The sequence below is a fragment of the Pedobacter frigiditerrae genome (genome assembly GCF_004331645.1).
In the GTDB taxonomy this organism is placed as follows: domain Bacteria; phylum Bacteroidota; class Bacteroidia; order Sphingobacteriales; family Sphingobacteriaceae; genus Pedobacter; species Pedobacter frigiditerrae.
In genome coordinates this window covers 642,063-658,672 of record NZ_SJSK01000003.1, presented here as the reverse complement: position 1 = coordinate 658,672, position 16,610 = coordinate 642,063, and the positions used below count along the sequence as shown (strand labels likewise).

The window sequence follows — 16,610 nt, the reverse complement described above, 5'->3', positions numbered from 1 at the left end:
ACGAATATCTATTGTTCGGTGTATTCCTGAATGCTATGTGAATTTTAATATCTTAAGAAGCAGTTTTCAACTGTTCACTTATAATTTCAACCAAGCCGTCTATATCAAATGGTTTTGGGACAACTTCATCAGCACATACTTCTTTAACTTTTTTGATATGTGGATGGGTAGAAAGTACTATAACTGGTATATGGCTTGTTCCTTCAGCTTCTTTTATTTGTCGACATAGTTCGGTTCCTTGTACAGTTGGCTGAACAATATCTAATAAGATTGCATCTGGCTGAAATTTTACAATATGCTCAAAGATATCATGCTCATTAGCAAATGAATTTACCTCATAACCTGCCTCTTCTAAAACCAATGATATCAATTCTAAAATATCAGGGTTATTCTCAACTACCAAAATGCGCTTTCTCATTTATCTAACAAACAATATGAACTGTAAAATTTGCAAGGTAAATATAATATTATTTTGGAAGTTCTTCAACTCTTAATAAAAATGGGGAAGATGATAATGAACCAAGGAAAGCAATTACAGCTTCTTTTTCTGAATTGCTTAGCCTTATGCCTCTTAAAAGCTTATCGTTTTTGGGTAACAATGGATCTTTTTCTTGCTCTGGTTTAACACGTTGAACTGGCATACCCATATTGTACATATTCATTACACCGTCCATGTCTCCAAATAAACCGTTGTGAAACCAAGGAGCGGTTCTCATGACGTTTCTTAAGCCAGGTGTTTTAAATTTACCAACATCTTCGGGGTTTTTGGTTACATTGTATAAACCCAAATCTTCATATTTACGACCGTAATAGGTTAAACCATCATTATGGAATTGATTGTCTGTAAAAAACGGACCATTGTGGCAGTTCATGCACCTAGCTTTAGTTCTAAATAAATGTAAACCTACCAATTGCTGATCCGTTAATGCATTTTTATCCTTTGCTAAAAAGCGATCAAAATCAGTGCGTCTGCTTACAATACTGCGCTGAAAAGTTGCTAAACTTGCAAAAATGCGATCATTGGTAATTTGTTTTGATCCAAATGCTGCTAAAAAATAAGGCTGATAACCTTTAATCTTACCTAATTTTTTAGATAGCAATTTCATATCCTGGTGCATTTCATTATGGGCTGTAACAGGCATTGCGGCCTGGTCTTCTAAGCTATTCGCCCTGCCATCCCAAAATAATTTTTTAGCCTGCCAAATGTTCTCTAAAGATGGTGCATTGCGGATGTTCTCTAGGTGATCATGCCCAACAGAAACCCTTCTTCCATCTTGCCAATTTAAATCTGGCACGTGGCAGCTCGAGCATGAAATCTGATTGGAACCAGATAGGCGAGGGTCGAAGAATAAAATCTTACCAAGTTCAATTAGCTTTTTAACTGAATCGCTTTTTAAGTTTAAAGGTGATGGAAGTAGTTCTCCCAATTCTTCAAATGTAACTCCATTATCTACATTGGCTTTTGGCCATTCTTTCTTAGGTTTCGAATATACTTTTCTAAGAGAATCTACGGTAAGATCATCTCCTGTACTTAAACCGATAGATTTAAAAGAAAGAAATACAAAATAAGCCAATAAAAGTACAAGGCCTGATAATACTTTATTCATTGGCATCAAAAATACAGATTTAGGCTGATATTACTAAAAAACCTATCCTTGCCAGGTACTTTAGTTAAAATTCTACCAAAGTCTTGCAAATCATTTCTTCTTAAATAGGTTGTACTCCATTTAATCCCAGCTTGAATTTGATTAAATAAAGGTATGCTATAATCAAAAGTAAGGTTGCCGCCAAATTTTGAAGTTGTATTGTATGCGTAGTCATGGTAAATTACATTTCGAGTAAACACGCCTTCATTTATTCTAAGAACCTCAAAGTCAGAGTCTAGATATTGATCATATATGCCTGTAATACTAAACCCCCAGCTTTGACTCTTTTCATTTACATGAGTTAAGCCATAATTAATGGTATAATTAAGTTGATTTAATCTGATATCATTTCCTGCAATACCATCTCTTTTGCGCTCTTCGTATTTCCTTAGTCCAATAACAAAATTGTGGCTAAACTGATTCTTTTTAAGCGTAAATGCTGACTTTAAATTAAGAATATTGTTGTTGTACAAATAACTGTTAGCTAGGTATTTGTTGATAAAGTTATCGCCATCATTTGTTTGATAACCTAACTCAACACTTAAGCTGTTTTTAGAGATATTCTTTAACCACAAGAGTTTATAATACTCATTAACAATATTGAATTTAATATATTCTGTTATGCCTTCACCCGTTCTATAATTATAATCTTGTATTTCTTTAATTGCTTGAAAGCTGAAATTAAAATTCCCAATCTTATTACTGTTATAACCAATATATGCATCTATGCCGTTTCTAGTCGAATTGTTTTGGAAAGTCCTGTCTGTGTTAAATATTTCTGGCTCTCCATATCCATTAATTAGATAATTATTAAATTCTGGTATTAGTTTGCCTTGAGACACGCTACTGTTTTTGTAAGCAACATTAACTTTTTCGAGTCCATAACCATATCTGTAACCAGCACCAACACGTAATGATTTTGTAAGATTGTAACCAATTGTGCCAATTAAATTAAGTTGGTAGTCACCTATATCACCACGTGGGTCATTTGTAGAATAATGATTGCCTATCCTATAATCAACTCCTAAGCCTATAGGCAAATTATTCTGAATGAAATTTCTGCTAGCTAGCGCTTTTAGGTTATAAATTGCTCTTTGATAGCTAACACTTTTAGGGGAACCAAAATAATATGGATTTGCTACATTATTTCTAGTTTGATGAGCAAAAGCTGTGCTATCTTCAACTATTTTGTGATATGAAAACTGGCCCCATATACTTATTGAATTTAACTGTGAAATTCCTTCTGTAATTAAATTAGCATTATTTAATGATGTAGCATTTTGAGCTAATGTTAAATTACCTTTTTCAAAATTATAGCCAGCACTTAACCTGTTATATTTTAAAGGCATTAATGATTTTAAATAAAATGGGCTTGATTTTGCAAAATTGTAAGCTGTAAAATTGGTTGAATCAGTTATAAATGATTTGCTTTTTGTGCCAAAGTTTAAAGTATCTTTTTCTTGAGCAAGAGCTGAAAAAATTGAACTAAAAACTAGAAGAATATAAATAAGGGTTTGCTTCATTTTGTGTTATACAGTATTTTACTTCTATTATTGTTTAAACCCTCTTGGTGTTGCAAGTGGCAGAAAATCAAAATCTTCTGCAGAGTTATTGGTGTCCTTTAAAATTCTTCTGCCATTTACTATACTTTCAGTTTTTCTAATTACAGATTGAGAAGAATAGGCACCATTAGGTGCATAAGTATAAAGTGCGTCCAATTTAGGTCCTAATTTTTTTGGCACTCTAGCAGATGCTGTATTAGGTTGAGTTTCTACGGCATCAATAATAAAAGTGTTAGGAATTTGGTAATATTTATCTGCAGTTGAAGAGGGGGGTGCAATAGATGGAAATGGGTATTGATTTAGCTTTTTAATATCTACACTACCTTTATTCTTAAATATTACATAACCCATTCTGCCAGGGTTATCAAGAATTAAATCAGTTCCGTTGTAAGATAGTACTTCAACATTTGGAACATTGGGGTTATCAATATCCGAAGCTAGTGGTCTTGGTAAAAAAGGAGCATAATAGGCTTCAAAATCTGCTCCGCTTAAATCTACCGTTAATGATGGATCTCTTACAGTAATGGTTTTTCCATCACTACCAACAAATGGAGCCTTATGATTTATAGCTGTCTGCGCCAAAATAATGCTTTCCCCTGGCTTTACAGGATATTGTTTTCCTGTTCCGGGAATCATTAATAAGGCTCTCGCATAAACATAATCATTGTTCGCATCAACATCTGATGGCATACCTTGCGATTTACTCCAATCATATTGACGGCTGATATTTTGCCTATACATATTTGTTGCAGTAAAATTTTGTAGACCAATTGTTTCAGCAATGTATAAGCTATCTGCATATAACAGTGAATCAGAATTGTTGTATATTTCTATAAATTGATCTCTAAACGTTGCACCAGTTGTAGTGTTAGAGCCAGCATAGTAAATCTGTTTAATTGCCCATGGACCAGTTGCACCAGAAATAAGCTTAAGGTCTATCTTTTGATTATCCTCGATTGTAATCGTCTTAGCCTTTTCAGATGCATTAAAGACCACTTCATTATCAACCAGTTCTCCTGTTAGGGCAGTATAATTAACAGCAGATATTTTAATTGATGCAGAAATATCATATTCTCCAGGAGAGATAGAATCCAATAAGACAACTCCATCAGCATTAGTTAAGTACTTTTGTTCTATATTGGTTTTGGTATTTTTAAACTTTACTTCTATCTGAGCTTTAGGTAAAACTTTACCTAAGTCAATTGATGAGTAAGATGTTAAAACCTGAAATTTTACAGGATGAATACCTGGGGTATCTCCCTCATACTTTTTACAGGTTATAAAAATAGTTCCTATTAATACTGTAGAGAGTAGCTTAAATATCTTATTTTTCATTTCCTAAAGTTTTATAGATAATTCTGCACCAAATGTTGGCGAACTGTTCGGGAACTTATAAGTGCCCGTTGTACTTAAATAGTATGGTTGGTAATTAAATACATTATATACATTGAAAGCGAATTTGAAACGCTTCTTTATTTCTTTAGCAATGCTAAAGTGATAGTTTGATATAATTTTTGGCAAATCATTTTCTTTCTGTTCTTCTGGAGTTACATATAAATGGCCGTAAGATGGATTTTTTTGATCAAAATTGGTGATTGCAGTATACTGGTTTACACTATTGTAATACCCTAATGGTATTCTTGAGCTTGCAGTATTAATGGTTTTATTTAATAAATCAAACTCTGCAACAAATTGAATCACGAGGCTCAATTTTGGTATGTGTGTTATACTTGTTATTCGGCCATTGCTAAAATAAGCTTTTGTATTTGATGGCTCATATACGCCTATATAAGCGTAATTTGGATCTGTTGGAATTGTACTAGGTATATTACTACTTAATCGATTAGATGTAGAATTGTAAGCAGTTCTGAATAAACCTCCACTCAAATTAAAAGATGTTTTTATTTCTTTTATCTCTGGTGTATTTAAGATGACTTCAAATCCTTGATTATTTGACGACAGATCATTTTTAAATGTGAAGTAATTGATTGCGTATGGTTTTAAACCAGTTTGAGTAATCGTGGGTTTTGCACCTACATTTGCTGTAGCGGTATAAGTTGGCAATACAATGCTTTGTAAATTTTGGACAGTAGAAATACCATTTCTTGATTTTTTATTAAAGGCAGTCAATGAAAGATTGAACTTATCAATCTTAATTTGTGCAGATAACTCTAAACTTTCACTTTTTGAAGGTTTTAAGCCAGAATTAGTTGGTTCATATCTTTCTACATAAACCAGATAAGTGCTTTCATTTACCTTTCCATTATAGGAGTTTAGTAACGGAATTTCGTAAAATGTTGGGCCAGGATAACGTTGTGCTAGTCCTGGAGATTTGTATGATAGACCATAAGCAACACCCAATCTAAAATTTTTATTTATTTCGTAATTAATATTTGTTCGCGGGGAAAGTGATGCATATCCATTTTGAATATCAGTTCTGATACCTGCTCTAACATTCAATGGTTTACCTAATAAATTTGCAGTAAATAAATCCTCAACATAAAAACCTAAGTCTTTTTGCGCAATTGCTAACTTAAAATCATAAAAACGTTCAGAACTTGTTGCACCTATTGAAGTTGTTGCTACTTTGGGGCCACTTCTTGGTTCATTAGGATCTATAGTTTGGCCTAGACCTCTATTTGCTCCATAATTAAAACTTGTTCCGAAAGATAGATAATGTGCAATATCCCCAGTTTTAAAACCACCAGTAAAGTCTAAGTTAGCACCAGCATTAATAGGTCTGCCATCAATTAGAGATTTAGCAGTGTAAACCCCAGTATCATAAGTGCCTTCATGTATACCGGTTGCAGTTGCTGTTGTATAAAGTACATAAGGATCATTCATTAATTCTTCTTTATAACTAACCTGATGCCCTTCTGAATATCTTACATTGAAACTGATATTTTTTAAAAAACCACTGTTAAAACGATAATTACTTCTGTTAGCTATACTAAAATTCCAACTATCAAATCTTGTTCTCGTTCCTTTTTCATCGTCTGGATCTCGCTTTATACCGTCTAAATTTCTACCATAATCAATACTAAAAGTGTTTTTTAACTGATCTGCCTTGCCAAATGAGTTTGTCCACATGGCATTTGTATTTACTCTTCTATATGCCTTTAATTTGTCACGATTATCTTCAAATGAATTCACGTAATTTACACCAAGATTTACAGCACCTAATTTTGGATTGAGTTCAAAACCTTTCGAAAAACCATAAGAAGTGGCATTATCTCTCAACTGCATTCTTACATAAGCAGGAGATTTACCTGCCTGGCGTTCAATAATAATAGCCCCATCAGTTAGGTCTCCATATTTGGCTGGTGCGATTCCCGCAATTACTTCAATGCTTTCAATATTATCAGCTGGAATTTGCCTTAAATCTGTACCACCAAATGTATAATCGCCAGAATACGATGTAGAGGGTATGCCATTAACTACGGGTGCAGGAGCTCCATTCAAACCATAATTTCCACTGGTAACAAAAGACTGACCTTGGCCACTTCTACCAGGATTAAAACTTTGCATATTCGCATTATTGCTAATCACATTACCATCCATAATAATGGCAATACCAAAAGCATTGTTAAGTTCAAAGTCTCCTCTTCCTGTACTTGTAGGTACATAGGCAGACCTTAGATTTAAATTTTGTACACGCTGAAGAGAGGGTGGTTGTATTTTTCTATTGGGAATTTGATTTAATAAATCGTTGACGCTTAGGGCAGGGGTCTGCTCAATTAATTCTCTATTTATAATTAGTGAAGAATTGGTAGAGCCCGAATAATTCCTTTTGGCATTGATATCAATACCCTCTAGGCTTAAATCAAGAACATTTAAAGAAAGATTTCCTAGGTTATTTTCACCGGGTTTAAATACAACTGGAACTTTAAGAGTTTGGAAACCAATAAAAGAAACCTGTAATGTTATATTTGAATTAGATTGAATGCCACTTATTTTAAATAAACCATTTTTATCAGTGGTAGCATACTGGTTTGTTTCTATTAACTTAACATTTGCAAGTTCTAAGGCTTCACCTTTGGTATTAACAACTTTGGCAATAATAGAGTTAGTTATTTGCGCACTTCCCCTGTGAGCAAATAGAATGATGATTAAAAAAATGTATAACTGTTTCAATTTAGATTAATTCTAATTTGGCGCAAAGGTGTAAAAAATACACGATGTACACAAGTTATTTAGAATAATTCTAATCAGCAGTTGCTGTTATAAGAGATCTTGTTTTAAACTGAAACCTAAGGAATAATAACACAGAGGCAGTTAATAGGCCAAAAGTTAATCCGTACCAAATTCCTTTTACGCCTAAATCTAGATAAAATCCTAAAAAGTAGCCAAAGGGAATGCCAATAATCCAATAAGAAAGAAAGGTAATAAATGTAGGAATATTTACATCTCCAATACCACGTAAAACACCTAAACCAACAACTTGAGTTCCATCAAATAATTGAAAAAAACCAGCAATAATTAAAAGTTGAGCAGCAATTGCAATAACTTCTAAATCTTTGGTATAGATGTAAGGTAAAAGGGTATTTGCCAAAATAAATAATATTGCAGTGCAAGACATGAAACCAATTACAACGTGATAACTCGCTATTGCTGAACGACGCAGGTCTGTAAAGTTTCTTTGCCCTAAGTAATTGCCTGTTTTAATGGTCGCCGAAGAAGCTACACCACTAGCTATCATATAAGTAAAGGCAGCCAAGTTAATTGCAATTTGATGTGCTGCTTGTGGGGCAGTACCAATGGTACCAATAATGATGGCCGCACCACTAAACGCACTGATCTCAAAAATGTACTGCATGGCAACAGGGGCACCAATTCTAAAAATTTGTGTACTTCTGATTTTATCGATGGCATAGATTTTAAATTCCTTTAAGAAAATCTTAAAATTCCTGGATCTTAACACATACATCGCCATTACTAGCGCCATTAAAGACCTATCTATTAATGTACTTATCCCAACACCTTTAACACCCATTGCTTCAAGGCCAAACATTCCCCTTACCAATACAATTCCAATAACAATGTTAATAATGTTTCCAAAAATGGAAATCAGCATGGCTTGTAAAGTAAATCCTAAACCTTCAGCAAATTGTTTAAAGGTTTGAAAAATCATTAAGGGAACGATAGAGAAAGATAAATAGCCCAAATAGGGTTTTGCATAAAAAACAACATCTGGAGATTGACCTATATGATCAATTAAAGCCAGGGTGCCAAAATGGATAAGAACATATAGAAATAACCCTGTAATTATATTTATAATCAAACTATTTGATAATAATCTACCGCATTCATTGTTATCTTTTCTGCCATTAGCTTGTGCAATTAAAGGAGTTAGTCCATACGAAATACCAAGGCCTAAAACTAGAACCAGCATAAACAAACTGTTAACCAAAGAAACTGCAGCCAGTTGTGTTGTTCCAGCAAATTGACCAACAATAATACTATCGGCCATGTGCACCGCCATGTGCCCAATTTGAGAGCCAACAATAGGTAAGGCAAGAATTAAATTTTCTTTATAGTAAGATTTATATTTGGTAAATAGTGCTTGTTGCATACGCTACAAAGGTGCTGTTTTAATCCCGCAAAGCGGATAATAAAAACCGATTATTTTACGTCTGCGGCAGTAAAATATTCTTCCTTTTCTGAGATATGAGGTAATAAAACTCCAGTTAAAATCAATCCTACAATAATCTTTTGAGCCTTTTTGTGGGCGCTCTTAATCAACTTGCTATAATCTTTCAGGGTGATTCTACCGTGTTCTTCGAGGTAGGTTAAAAGTTTCTTTTGATATTCCGTGTAAGATATGAGTTGCCCATTGTCATTATTGCTTTCCTTTAATACATCAACAATTATCTTACTAGCTAATACACTTTTATCTTTAACACGAAAGTAAACCCACCATTTTTTGTTTTCATCTAAGGCATAGTGTGGCTTTAAATCACTTTTAGGGATATCAACTACCAGAACTATTTTATCATCTACATAAACTTCTTCAAATTTTGGCTCGATAGCTGGCTTACAAAAAGAATGAGCAGCTCTTGTAATCATGAACTTTTCTTCATCCTCAGATTTTACACCTTTAATAACGCCATCATCTGCCACGCCAATTAAAAGTTTACCCCCACGATTATTAGCAAATGCCACCAAAGTTTTGGCAATTTTTTCTGTATTGCTAATGGTTTTCTTAAAATCTAAGCTTACGTTTTCCCCTTCTAAAATTAATCTCTTGATATTCATGGCTCAGCATTTTAAATAGCAACTTTCTGTTTCTCTCCGGGAAATTTTGTGCGTAAATAAATTTCATTCATTACTGTTGCACATAATTCGCCTTCTTTATTAAATAATTCCATTGGATAAGCCATAACGAATTTTCCTTTTTCGGTTAAAGCATATTCAGCCTCTACTATCATTTCATCTGTAATCTTAATAGAGAAATACAGATTTGTTAAGCCAGGTTTAAGGTATTGTATAGACGCACTCTTTAACCAAACACGTACTTTAAACCCTCTACGTTGCATTAATTGATCAAACAATATGGCATAAAATGGATCTGTAGCAGCATAAATAGAACCTCCAAATATTGAACCGTTGTAGTTTCTGTTTAAAAAGCTATTGCTAATTTTTACATCTACACCCAAAAAGCCAGGATGAAAACTTTTAACCCAAATGCGCTGAAATAATAGTGGTGGATAAAAACACATCGCCCACTTAAGGGTTCTTTCGGAAACTATCATGATGTTTAAATATCAGAATTACAATTGAAGTTTTAAAATATTTAACTCAACATTAACATCATGCAATTATCAATCAATTTTTATAAATTTTACATTTTGTAAATTAATCTTAGCAATTTATTTATGTTTTTAAAGTTTTCTTACTTTACTTTTGGCTTAACCATTTAGATTAAAATATTTTGATCAATATATTCGCCGTTAAAAGATTAGCTGTTCTAGTATTAATTTATTTTATTTCGTTATCATTTCTTTATGCTCAAAAAAATTACACGATAAACGGCGTAGTAAAAAATTCGGCAACTAGCGAAACCTTAATCGGTGCAAGCGTTAAAATAAGTGGAGTTTCTCAATTAGGTACATCAACAAATTCTTATGGTTTTTACAGCATAAGTTTACCAGAAGGACAGTATAAGTTCGAGGTTTCTTATGTAGGTTATGTTACCCTCATTAAAGAGATAAACATTAGCGCCAATGTAAAACAAGATTTTAGCTTAGAAGAATCAAATAACTTAAATGAGGTTGTAATCACTAATATCCGTAGAAACGATAATGTAATTAAAGCTCAAATGGGTGTTGAAAAGTTAAATATTAAGGATATTCAAAATATTCCGGTATTATTTGGCGAAAAAGATATTTTAAAGACATTACAGCTATTGCCGGGCATTAAATCGGCAGGAGAAGGTAATAGCGGTTTTTATGTTAGAGGCGGATCAACCGATCAGAATTTAATTTTATTAGATGAAGCCCCAGTTTATAATGCTTCACATTTGCTTGGCTTTTTCTCTACTTTTAATTCTGATGCAATTAAAGATGTTACAGTTTACAAAGGTGGAATGCCAGCTCAATATGGCGGTAGATTGTCGTCTGTTTTAGACATAAGAATGAATGATGGGAATAAAAAAGAAACCACATTTGAAGGCGGTATTGGACTTATCTCATCTAGGCTAAAAATTGAAGGCCCTTTTGTAAAAGATAAGAGCTCTTTTATGGTGAGCGGAAGAAGAACTTATGCTGATGCTTTTTTAGCTTTAGCCCCAGATACTTCGCTTAGAGGCAATACCCTATATTTTTACGATTTAAATGCCAAGGCAAATTATCAACTAGACGAAAAAAATACAGTTTACTTATCAGGATATTTTGGCAGGGATAAATTAGGTTTAAATGAAACATTTGGTTTCAATTGGGGTAATGCAACAGGAACTTTGAGGTGGAACCATCTGTTTAGTAACAAATTGTTTTCAAATACCTCTTTAATTGTAAGTAAATATGATTATACCATCGAAAACTTATTAAGCGGCAGTGAATTTAAGGTTAATTCTAGCATAAGCGATTTTAACTTAAAGCAAGATTTTAATATCGCTTTAAATAACAAGCATGAGCTTAAATTTGGTTTCGATGCACTTCATCACACCATTGCACCTGGTCAAATATCTTCTCCAAGCACATCTAGTGTAAACGAAATAAAAATTGAAACTAGAAAAGGAGTAGAGCTTGCTGCTTATTTTTCAGATCAATATAATTTAAGTGATAAAATTAAATTGGTATATGGTTTAAGGCTTTCTTCTTTCTCGCTTTTGGGCGGTGGCAACTTTAAAACTTTTGATGTTGATGGAAATCAAAGCAGTTCAACATTTTATAAATCAAGTGAAATTGTAAAAACCTACATTAATTTAGAACCAAGATTTTCAGCAAGTTTTCAACTAGATGATACTAAATCCTTAAAAGCTTCTTACACCAGAAATGTTCAAAATCTGCATTTGATGTCTAATTCTACAGCAACTTCTCCAACAGATCTTTATATCATGAACAGTTTAAATACCAAACCAGAGTTGGCAGATCAATTCTCTTTAGGCTATTTTAATAACTTTAATGATAACGATTATGAGTTTTCTGCAGAAACTTATTATAAACCAATGCAAAATCAAATCGAATATAGAAATGGAACTGATTTAAGAGGCAATCAGAATGTAGAGGCCGATTTAATTTACGGTAAAGGAAGAGCTTACGGAATTGAATTATTCTTTAAGAAAAAATATGGCAAATTTAATGGATGGATAGGCTATACACTTTCTAAAACTGAAAGACAATTTAGCCAAATAAATAATAATACCTGGTTTGCAGCAAGACAAGATAGGCCGCATGATATTTCGGTAGTTGGTATTTATAAGCCAGGCAAAAGATGGATATTTTCTTCAACTTTTGTTTACAGTAGCGGCAATGCGGTTACTTTTCCGATAGGTAAGTATAATTTAGATGGACAAACCGTTTTTTATTACGGAGAGAGAAATGCAAATAGAACACCAGATTTTCACCGTTTAGATGTTTCTGCAACATTAGAAGGTAAGCCAAACAAAAAATTCAAATCGAGCTGGAATTTTGGAATTTGCAACCTTTACAATAGAAAAAATCCTTTTTCCATTGATTTTAAGGATAATCCTGATAACACTTCTCAAACCCAGGCTGTACAAACTTCATTATTTGGTATTATACCATCAGTTACTTGGAATTTTAAATTTTAAATATGAATAATATTTTTAAAAAACAGCTTATTTTATCAGTATTGATTGTTACTGTTCTTTTTACATCATGTGAAAAGGTAATTGATTTAAAACTAAACAATACTGAGCCTAAATTAGTTATTGAAGCAATTTTAATTGATTTAGACGTGAAGCATATTGTTTCTATTACTAAAACAGTAAATTTTGATGCAAGTAATGATAAAGTTCCAGTTTCTAATGCTATTGTAGCAATAAAAGAAGAAAATGGACCAACAATAGTTTACACAGAGCAAACACCGGGCAATTACATATCTTCAAAGTACAAAGCCATACCAGGCAAAAAATATACAATGAGCGTTATTGTTAATGGACAAACTTATGTAGCCACATCAATTATGCCTCTGGCAGTACCTATTAAATCCTTAAGTCAAATAGAATTATCTGCTTTTGGTGAAACTAGAAAAATTGTTCAAGTAAATTACAATGACCCAGCTGGTATAGCTAATTTCTATTATAATAGGGTTTTTATAAATAACTTAAAAAAAGAACGTTATTACGTAGAATCAGATCGTTTTAATGATGGAAGAGAGGTTAAAAACAATATTTTTATCGATGAACCTAATTTAGTTACAGGAGATAAAGTTAAGGTACAATTGCTTACTATAGATGCTAATGTTTATAAATATCTATTTTCAATAACACAAATTACAGGCAACGGCGGCCCACCAACTACTCCTGCAAATCCCGAATCAAATTTTAACAATGGTGCTTTAGGCTTTTTTAGCGCTTCTAGTTTTACTGTAGATTCGTTAGTGATAAAATAATTTAAGACTCTTAAATTTCAGTGATAAAGTTTAAAAGTTTTAGAACCGAGTTTTATGCACAATAAAGTAAAATTAGTAAATTGCTTTATGCATATATATGACACACTAACTGCTGCGGTAGCCGATTTAGAGAAAAGAGGTTATGAATACGATTTTAATTTAGCTCAAGATTGTATTGAGTGTAAATCGCTAGATCTTCAACTCATGCCAGAAGAATTTGAGATAGATGAGTTTTATCGTTTTGAAGGAATGACTGATCCTGGAGATAGCTCAGTTATTTATGCTATTTCATCACCGGTTGGCAACTTAAAAGGTGTTATTATTGATGCTTATGGCGCTTATGCTGATAATATTTCTGCAGAACTATTAGATAAGTTAAAAATGCATCACGATAGTTAGCATATCAATTTATAACCCATTCCTCTAGCATTTAAGATTTCTACTTTATCGTCTTTTTTGAGGTGCTTCCGCAACCGCGTGATAAAAACATCCATGGTTCTCGTGTTGAAGAAACTATCATCACCCCAAAGCGTAATTAATGCTGTTTTTCTATCTGTTAAAACATTTTTGTTTTTATATAACAGTAATAATAATCCAGCTTCACGGTTTGATAGTTTAATGATTTCATCATTAATACTTAATTCTTGCTTATGGTAGCTAAAATTATATTTGCCAATAGTTATTTCAGAAAGGTTTATTGGGCTTTCTCTCTGGTTTCTTTTTAGTAGTTCATCAACACGAAGAAATAGCTCTTCAAGGCTAAACGGTTTTTTTAAGTAATCGTTACCGCCACTTTTATAGCCTTCAATTAAATCTTTAGTTTCTGCCTTGGCAGTTAGAAATAGAATAGGAGTGTACTCGTCATTTTTTCTAATCTGTTTAGCTAAGGTAAATCCGTCCGTAAACGGTAACATGACATCTAGAATTAAAAGATCAAATCTATTGTTCAGAAAAAGGCTATAACCTTTTTTGCCATCAGCTGCATAACGAACGTTATATCCTTTTTGTGTTAGGCTATCTTCAATTACTTTAGCTAAAAAAGGCTCATCTTCAATCAGAAGTAGTTTTTTATTATCCATTACCTAGGTAGATTAATTGAGAATATACTTCCGTTTGGATGGTTGTCACTTATCATAATCGAGCCTTTATGTTCAGAAATTACTTTTTTTACATAACTCAAGCCCAAGCCATAGCCTTTTATATCATGAATATTACCAGTAGGGATACGGTAAAATTGTTCAAATATTTTTTGTTTAAATTCATCGGCAATGCCAGGGCCGTTATCTATTATACTTAAGTTAATAGCTTTTTGACTTCTTGCTATTTTAAATTCAATTGTAGGATTGGTTGATGTATTGTATTTAATTGCATTTTCTAAAATATTAGCAATAGAACGTGTTAAATGGGTTTTGTTTCCCTTAATAACCATATTCTTTTCTGAAGGTGTATATTTTAGATTGATGTTTTCTGGTAATGATGTATGTTTGATTAGGCTTAGTGTTAGCTCATCTAAATCAATATTCTCATTCATTGTAAATTCTGCATTTTCTAGCTTAGCACTAGCCAAAATCTCTTCAGAAAGTAGATTTAATTTTTTGGTTTGATACAAGATAATGTCAATGTATTTCTCCTTTGTTTCATCATCAAGATTGAATCTCTGCAAAGCTTCAGTGGTAATTTGAATTGAGGATAAGGGTGTATGAATTTCGTGCGTCATGTTACTTATAAACTCATTTTTTATAGCGACCAATTTATGCTGATTTAGTAATATTTTAATGGTGTAGTAAAAACAGAAAAGTGTAATTGCAATAAGTAAGAGTGAGGAAATGATTAGCCATTTCATTTCCCGCAAATAATAGCTATTTGGATTTTCTAAACTTGCCCAAATTAAGGCATTAACATAAGGTCTTCTAAATGCAGTATTTGCTTTATGCGTAATGAACAGACCCTTTTGCTGAGCACTATTTGTATTAAGGTTAAATGAAGTTGATATTTGTCTTTTAGCTAGTTCCTCTTTATAAATTTTACTGAAATTGCTTTGATTAAATTTACTGCTCTTAAATGCATCTTCAATTCTATGTCCTAAGCCTTGAGTGTAATAATATACGGTAGATTGATTTAAGTCACCTTTTACAATTTCTCCGAAATGATTTATAAAAATAGTCTTCGCTTTTGGAGTGATTTTTCCAACCTTATCTTTAAAATCACTTATCCCTAAAGTAATTTTATCGGCTTTTTCATCTGCATAATAAGGAACAACATCTTCCATTGTAAAAGCCGTTCTGTGATCTTTGTTAAGAGTGTCACAAGTAATTGTTACAATGGTTGTATCAGCTAACCATTTTTTTACTATTAATACTAGCGTAGCTCTTCTTTGAGCCATTTCTCTGTCCACAGCTATATCAAGTGCATTGTTGGCATCTTTTTTAAAATTTGCAACAACAGTTTGATAATTTTTATAATTCCAATAGAGCTGTAGACCCGTTATGCCAGTTACGCAGCAGCTCATCAATACTAAAATAAAAACTATGTTTTTTTGCATTGACACAAACATAAGGCTCATTTCTTAAACATTTAAACGAGTTAACACTAATTAACTCAGCCTTAACTGTGGTTAACAATAATAAATGTTTCTTCAGCTCATTTTTGAAAAAAAACAAATTATGAAAAAGTGTATAGTTTTAAACTTACTGGTTTCAGTAATAATGGTTGTACCATCTTATGGGCAACAAAAAAAGGATGATTTGAAAATGACTTCCCTTTATGGTTCAGATAACAAAGAGTTACTTGATCTCTTTAGATTTGAGAACATTGATTGTTACAAGATAAATTTTAATGGCAAAGAACTAAAAAGTAAAACATACAATATTACTGTTAAAGAGATTTGGAATGGGAAAATCAAATCAGAAAGTTCTGTGTTTAATAGCAAGGAAATGGCTGGGATTGGGATGGATAAAGTAAATGACACAACTTTAAACATAAAAGTCTTATCGAAATTAACGCCAAAAAATAAGCTTAAGATAACATTTCAGTTTTCGAGGTTTTCTACGACAAAAGAGTATGAAGCTGTTGAAAGTAATGAATACAGTTTAAGGAATTTGGCAGAAGAAAGTAAACTTGAAATAGGTTATAACAAGTCATTTCATTTTTTAGCTTATATTTTGCCTTATAAAAGAGCAGATGGATCAAAGTCATGGTGTGAAGTAGGAAGTAGCGGAAAGGACATTGAAAACTGGGGTAAAAAATTTGGCATTAAACACTATTTGCTCTTTGAAATGAAATTTGAATAATCAACTATAAAATTGAGCTCCGCGATTTATTTTGATCT

Annotated in this window: 14 protein-coding genes; 4 read left to right on the top strand and 10 right to left on the bottom strand. The window is 32.5% G+C overall.

The features are described from left to right. Nucleotides 1-52: 52 nt before the first annotated feature. From EZ428_RS14430 to EZ428_RS14395, 8 genes are all read right to left on the bottom strand, one after another. Nucleotides 53-418, bottom strand: a complete 366-nt coding sequence (locus EZ428_RS14430; RefSeq protein WP_131553872.1) for a response regulator — start codon at nucleotides 416-418, stop codon at nucleotides 53-55. Between the two features lie 49 nt (nucleotides 419-467). Next, nucleotides 468-1,607: a cytochrome-c peroxidase gene (locus EZ428_RS14425; RefSeq protein WP_131553871.1), complete on the bottom strand. Its 1,140-nt coding sequence runs from the start codon at nucleotides 1,605-1,607 to the stop codon at nucleotides 468-470. A gap of 5 nt (nucleotides 1,608-1,612) precedes the next feature. Continuing rightward, nucleotides 1,613-3,169: a DUF6850 family outer membrane beta-barrel protein gene (locus tag EZ428_RS14420; protein ID WP_131553870.1), complete on the bottom strand. Its 1,557-nt coding sequence runs from the start codon at nucleotides 3,167-3,169 to the stop codon at nucleotides 1,613-1,615. A gap of 27 nt (nucleotides 3,170-3,196) precedes the next feature. Then, nucleotides 3,197-4,543: a DUF4876 domain-containing protein gene (locus tag EZ428_RS14415; RefSeq protein WP_131553869.1), complete on the bottom strand. Its 1,347-nt coding sequence runs from the start codon at nucleotides 4,541-4,543 to the stop codon at nucleotides 3,197-3,199. 3 nt (nucleotides 4,544-4,546) lie between these two features. Next, nucleotides 4,547-7,342: a TonB-dependent receptor domain-containing protein gene (locus EZ428_RS14410; protein ID WP_131553868.1), complete on the bottom strand. Its 2,796-nt coding sequence runs from the start codon at nucleotides 7,340-7,342 to the stop codon at nucleotides 4,547-4,549. A gap of 70 nt (nucleotides 7,343-7,412) precedes the next feature. Beyond that, complete coding sequence (locus tag EZ428_RS14405) at nucleotides 7,413-8,780, bottom strand: MATE family efflux transporter (protein ID WP_131553867.1); 1,368 nt, start codon at nucleotides 8,778-8,780, stop codon at nucleotides 7,413-7,415. A gap of 50 nt (nucleotides 8,781-8,830) precedes the next feature. Beyond that, nucleotides 8,831-9,463: an AlbA family DNA-binding domain-containing protein gene (locus tag EZ428_RS14400; RefSeq protein WP_131553866.1), complete on the bottom strand. Its 633-nt coding sequence runs from the start codon at nucleotides 9,461-9,463 to the stop codon at nucleotides 8,831-8,833. An 11-nt stretch (nucleotides 9,464-9,474) separates the two neighbouring features. Next, a complete protein-coding gene (locus EZ428_RS14395; RefSeq protein ID WP_131553865.1) occupies nucleotides 9,475-9,960 on the bottom strand; it encodes a DUF4442 domain-containing protein in 486 nt (161 codons plus the stop codon). A 179-nt stretch (nucleotides 9,961-10,139) separates the two neighbouring features. Between EZ428_RS14395 and EZ428_RS14390 the strand changes: the two genes are divergently transcribed. The 3 genes from EZ428_RS14390 to EZ428_RS14380 all read left to right on the top strand — a co-directional run bounded on the left by EZ428_RS14390 (nucleotide 10,140) and on the right by EZ428_RS14380 (nucleotide 13,681). Next, a complete protein-coding gene (locus EZ428_RS14390; RefSeq protein WP_394343156.1) occupies nucleotides 10,140-12,479 on the top strand; it encodes a TonB-dependent receptor in 2,340 nt (779 codons plus the stop codon). 2 nt (nucleotides 12,480-12,481) lie between these two features. After that, nucleotides 12,482-13,282: a DUF4249 domain-containing protein gene (locus EZ428_RS14385; protein WP_131553864.1), complete on the top strand. Its 801-nt coding sequence runs from the start codon at nucleotides 12,482-12,484 to the stop codon at nucleotides 13,280-13,282. Nucleotides 13,283-13,369: 87 nt separating this feature from the next. Beyond that, nucleotides 13,370-13,681, top strand: coding sequence for a phosphoribosylpyrophosphate synthetase (locus EZ428_RS14380; RefSeq protein ID WP_131553863.1), 312 nt, complete (start codon nucleotides 13,370-13,372; stop codon nucleotides 13,679-13,681). Here EZ428_RS14380 and EZ428_RS14375 read toward each other — a convergent pair. Further along, entirely contained in the window at nucleotides 13,678-14,361 is a 684-nt protein-coding gene (locus EZ428_RS14375; protein ID WP_131553862.1) for a response regulator transcription factor, read from the bottom strand. The genes EZ428_RS14380 and EZ428_RS14375 overlap by 4 nt on opposite strands. Then, nucleotides 14,361-15,824 carry a sensor histidine kinase gene (locus EZ428_RS14370; protein WP_165501783.1) on the bottom strand — a complete coding sequence of 488 codons (1,464 nt, stop codon included), beginning with the start codon at nucleotides 15,822-15,824 and terminating at the stop codon, nucleotides 14,361-14,363. Before EZ428_RS14370 ends, EZ428_RS14375 begins: the two co-directional genes overlap by 1 nt. 121 nt (nucleotides 15,825-15,945) lie before the next feature. On the opposite strand from EZ428_RS14370, the gene EZ428_RS14365 reads away from it, so the two are divergent. Next, complete coding sequence (locus EZ428_RS14365) at nucleotides 15,946-16,572, top strand: hypothetical protein (protein WP_131553860.1); 627 nt, start codon at nucleotides 15,946-15,948, stop codon at nucleotides 16,570-16,572. Nucleotides 16,573-16,610 lie beyond the last annotated feature (38 nt).

What these genes read in the sequence shown, in the direction of transcription:
- EZ428_RS14430 (WP_131553872.1), bottom strand. Translation starts at nt 418, where the DNA reads ATGAGAAAGCGCATTTTGGTAGTTGAGAATAACCCTGATATTTTAGAA.
- EZ428_RS14425 (WP_131553871.1), bottom strand. Translation starts at nt 1,607, where the DNA reads ATGAATAAAGTATTATCAGGCCTTGTACTTTTATTGGCTTATTTTGTA.
- EZ428_RS14420 (WP_131553870.1), bottom strand. Translation starts at nt 3,169, where the DNA reads ATGAAGCAAACCCTTATTTATATTCTTCTAGTTTTTAGTTCAATTTTT.
- EZ428_RS14415 (WP_131553869.1), bottom strand. Translation starts at nt 4,543, where the DNA reads ATGAAAAATAAGATATTTAAGCTACTCTCTACAGTATTAATAGGAACT.
- EZ428_RS14405 (WP_131553867.1), bottom strand. Translation starts at nt 8,780, where the DNA reads ATGCAACAAGCACTATTTACCAAATATAAATCTTACTATAAAGAAAAT.
- EZ428_RS14400 (WP_131553866.1), bottom strand. Translation starts at nt 9,463, where the DNA reads ATGAATATCAAGAGATTAATTTTAGAAGGGGAAAACGTAAGCTTAGAT.
- EZ428_RS14395 (WP_131553865.1), bottom strand. Translation starts at nt 9,960, where the DNA reads ATGATAGTTTCCGAAAGAACCCTTAAGTGGGCGATGTGTTTTTATCCA.
- EZ428_RS14385 (WP_131553864.1), top strand. Translation starts at nt 12,482, where the DNA reads ATGAATAATATTTTTAAAAAACAGCTTATTTTATCAGTATTGATTGTT.
- EZ428_RS14380 (WP_131553863.1), top strand. Translation starts at nt 13,370, where the DNA reads ATGCATATATATGACACACTAACTGCTGCGGTAGCCGATTTAGAGAAA.
- EZ428_RS14375 (WP_131553862.1), bottom strand. Translation starts at nt 14,361, where the DNA reads ATGGATAATAAAAAACTACTTCTGATTGAAGATGAGCCTTTTTTAGCT.
- EZ428_RS14370 (WP_165501783.1), bottom strand. Translation starts at nt 15,824, where the DNA reads ATGCAAAAAAACATAGTTTTTATTTTAGTATTGATGAGCTGCTGCGTA.
- EZ428_RS14365 (WP_131553860.1), top strand. Translation starts at nt 15,946, where the DNA reads ATGAAAAAGTGTATAGTTTTAAACTTACTGGTTTCAGTAATAATGGTT.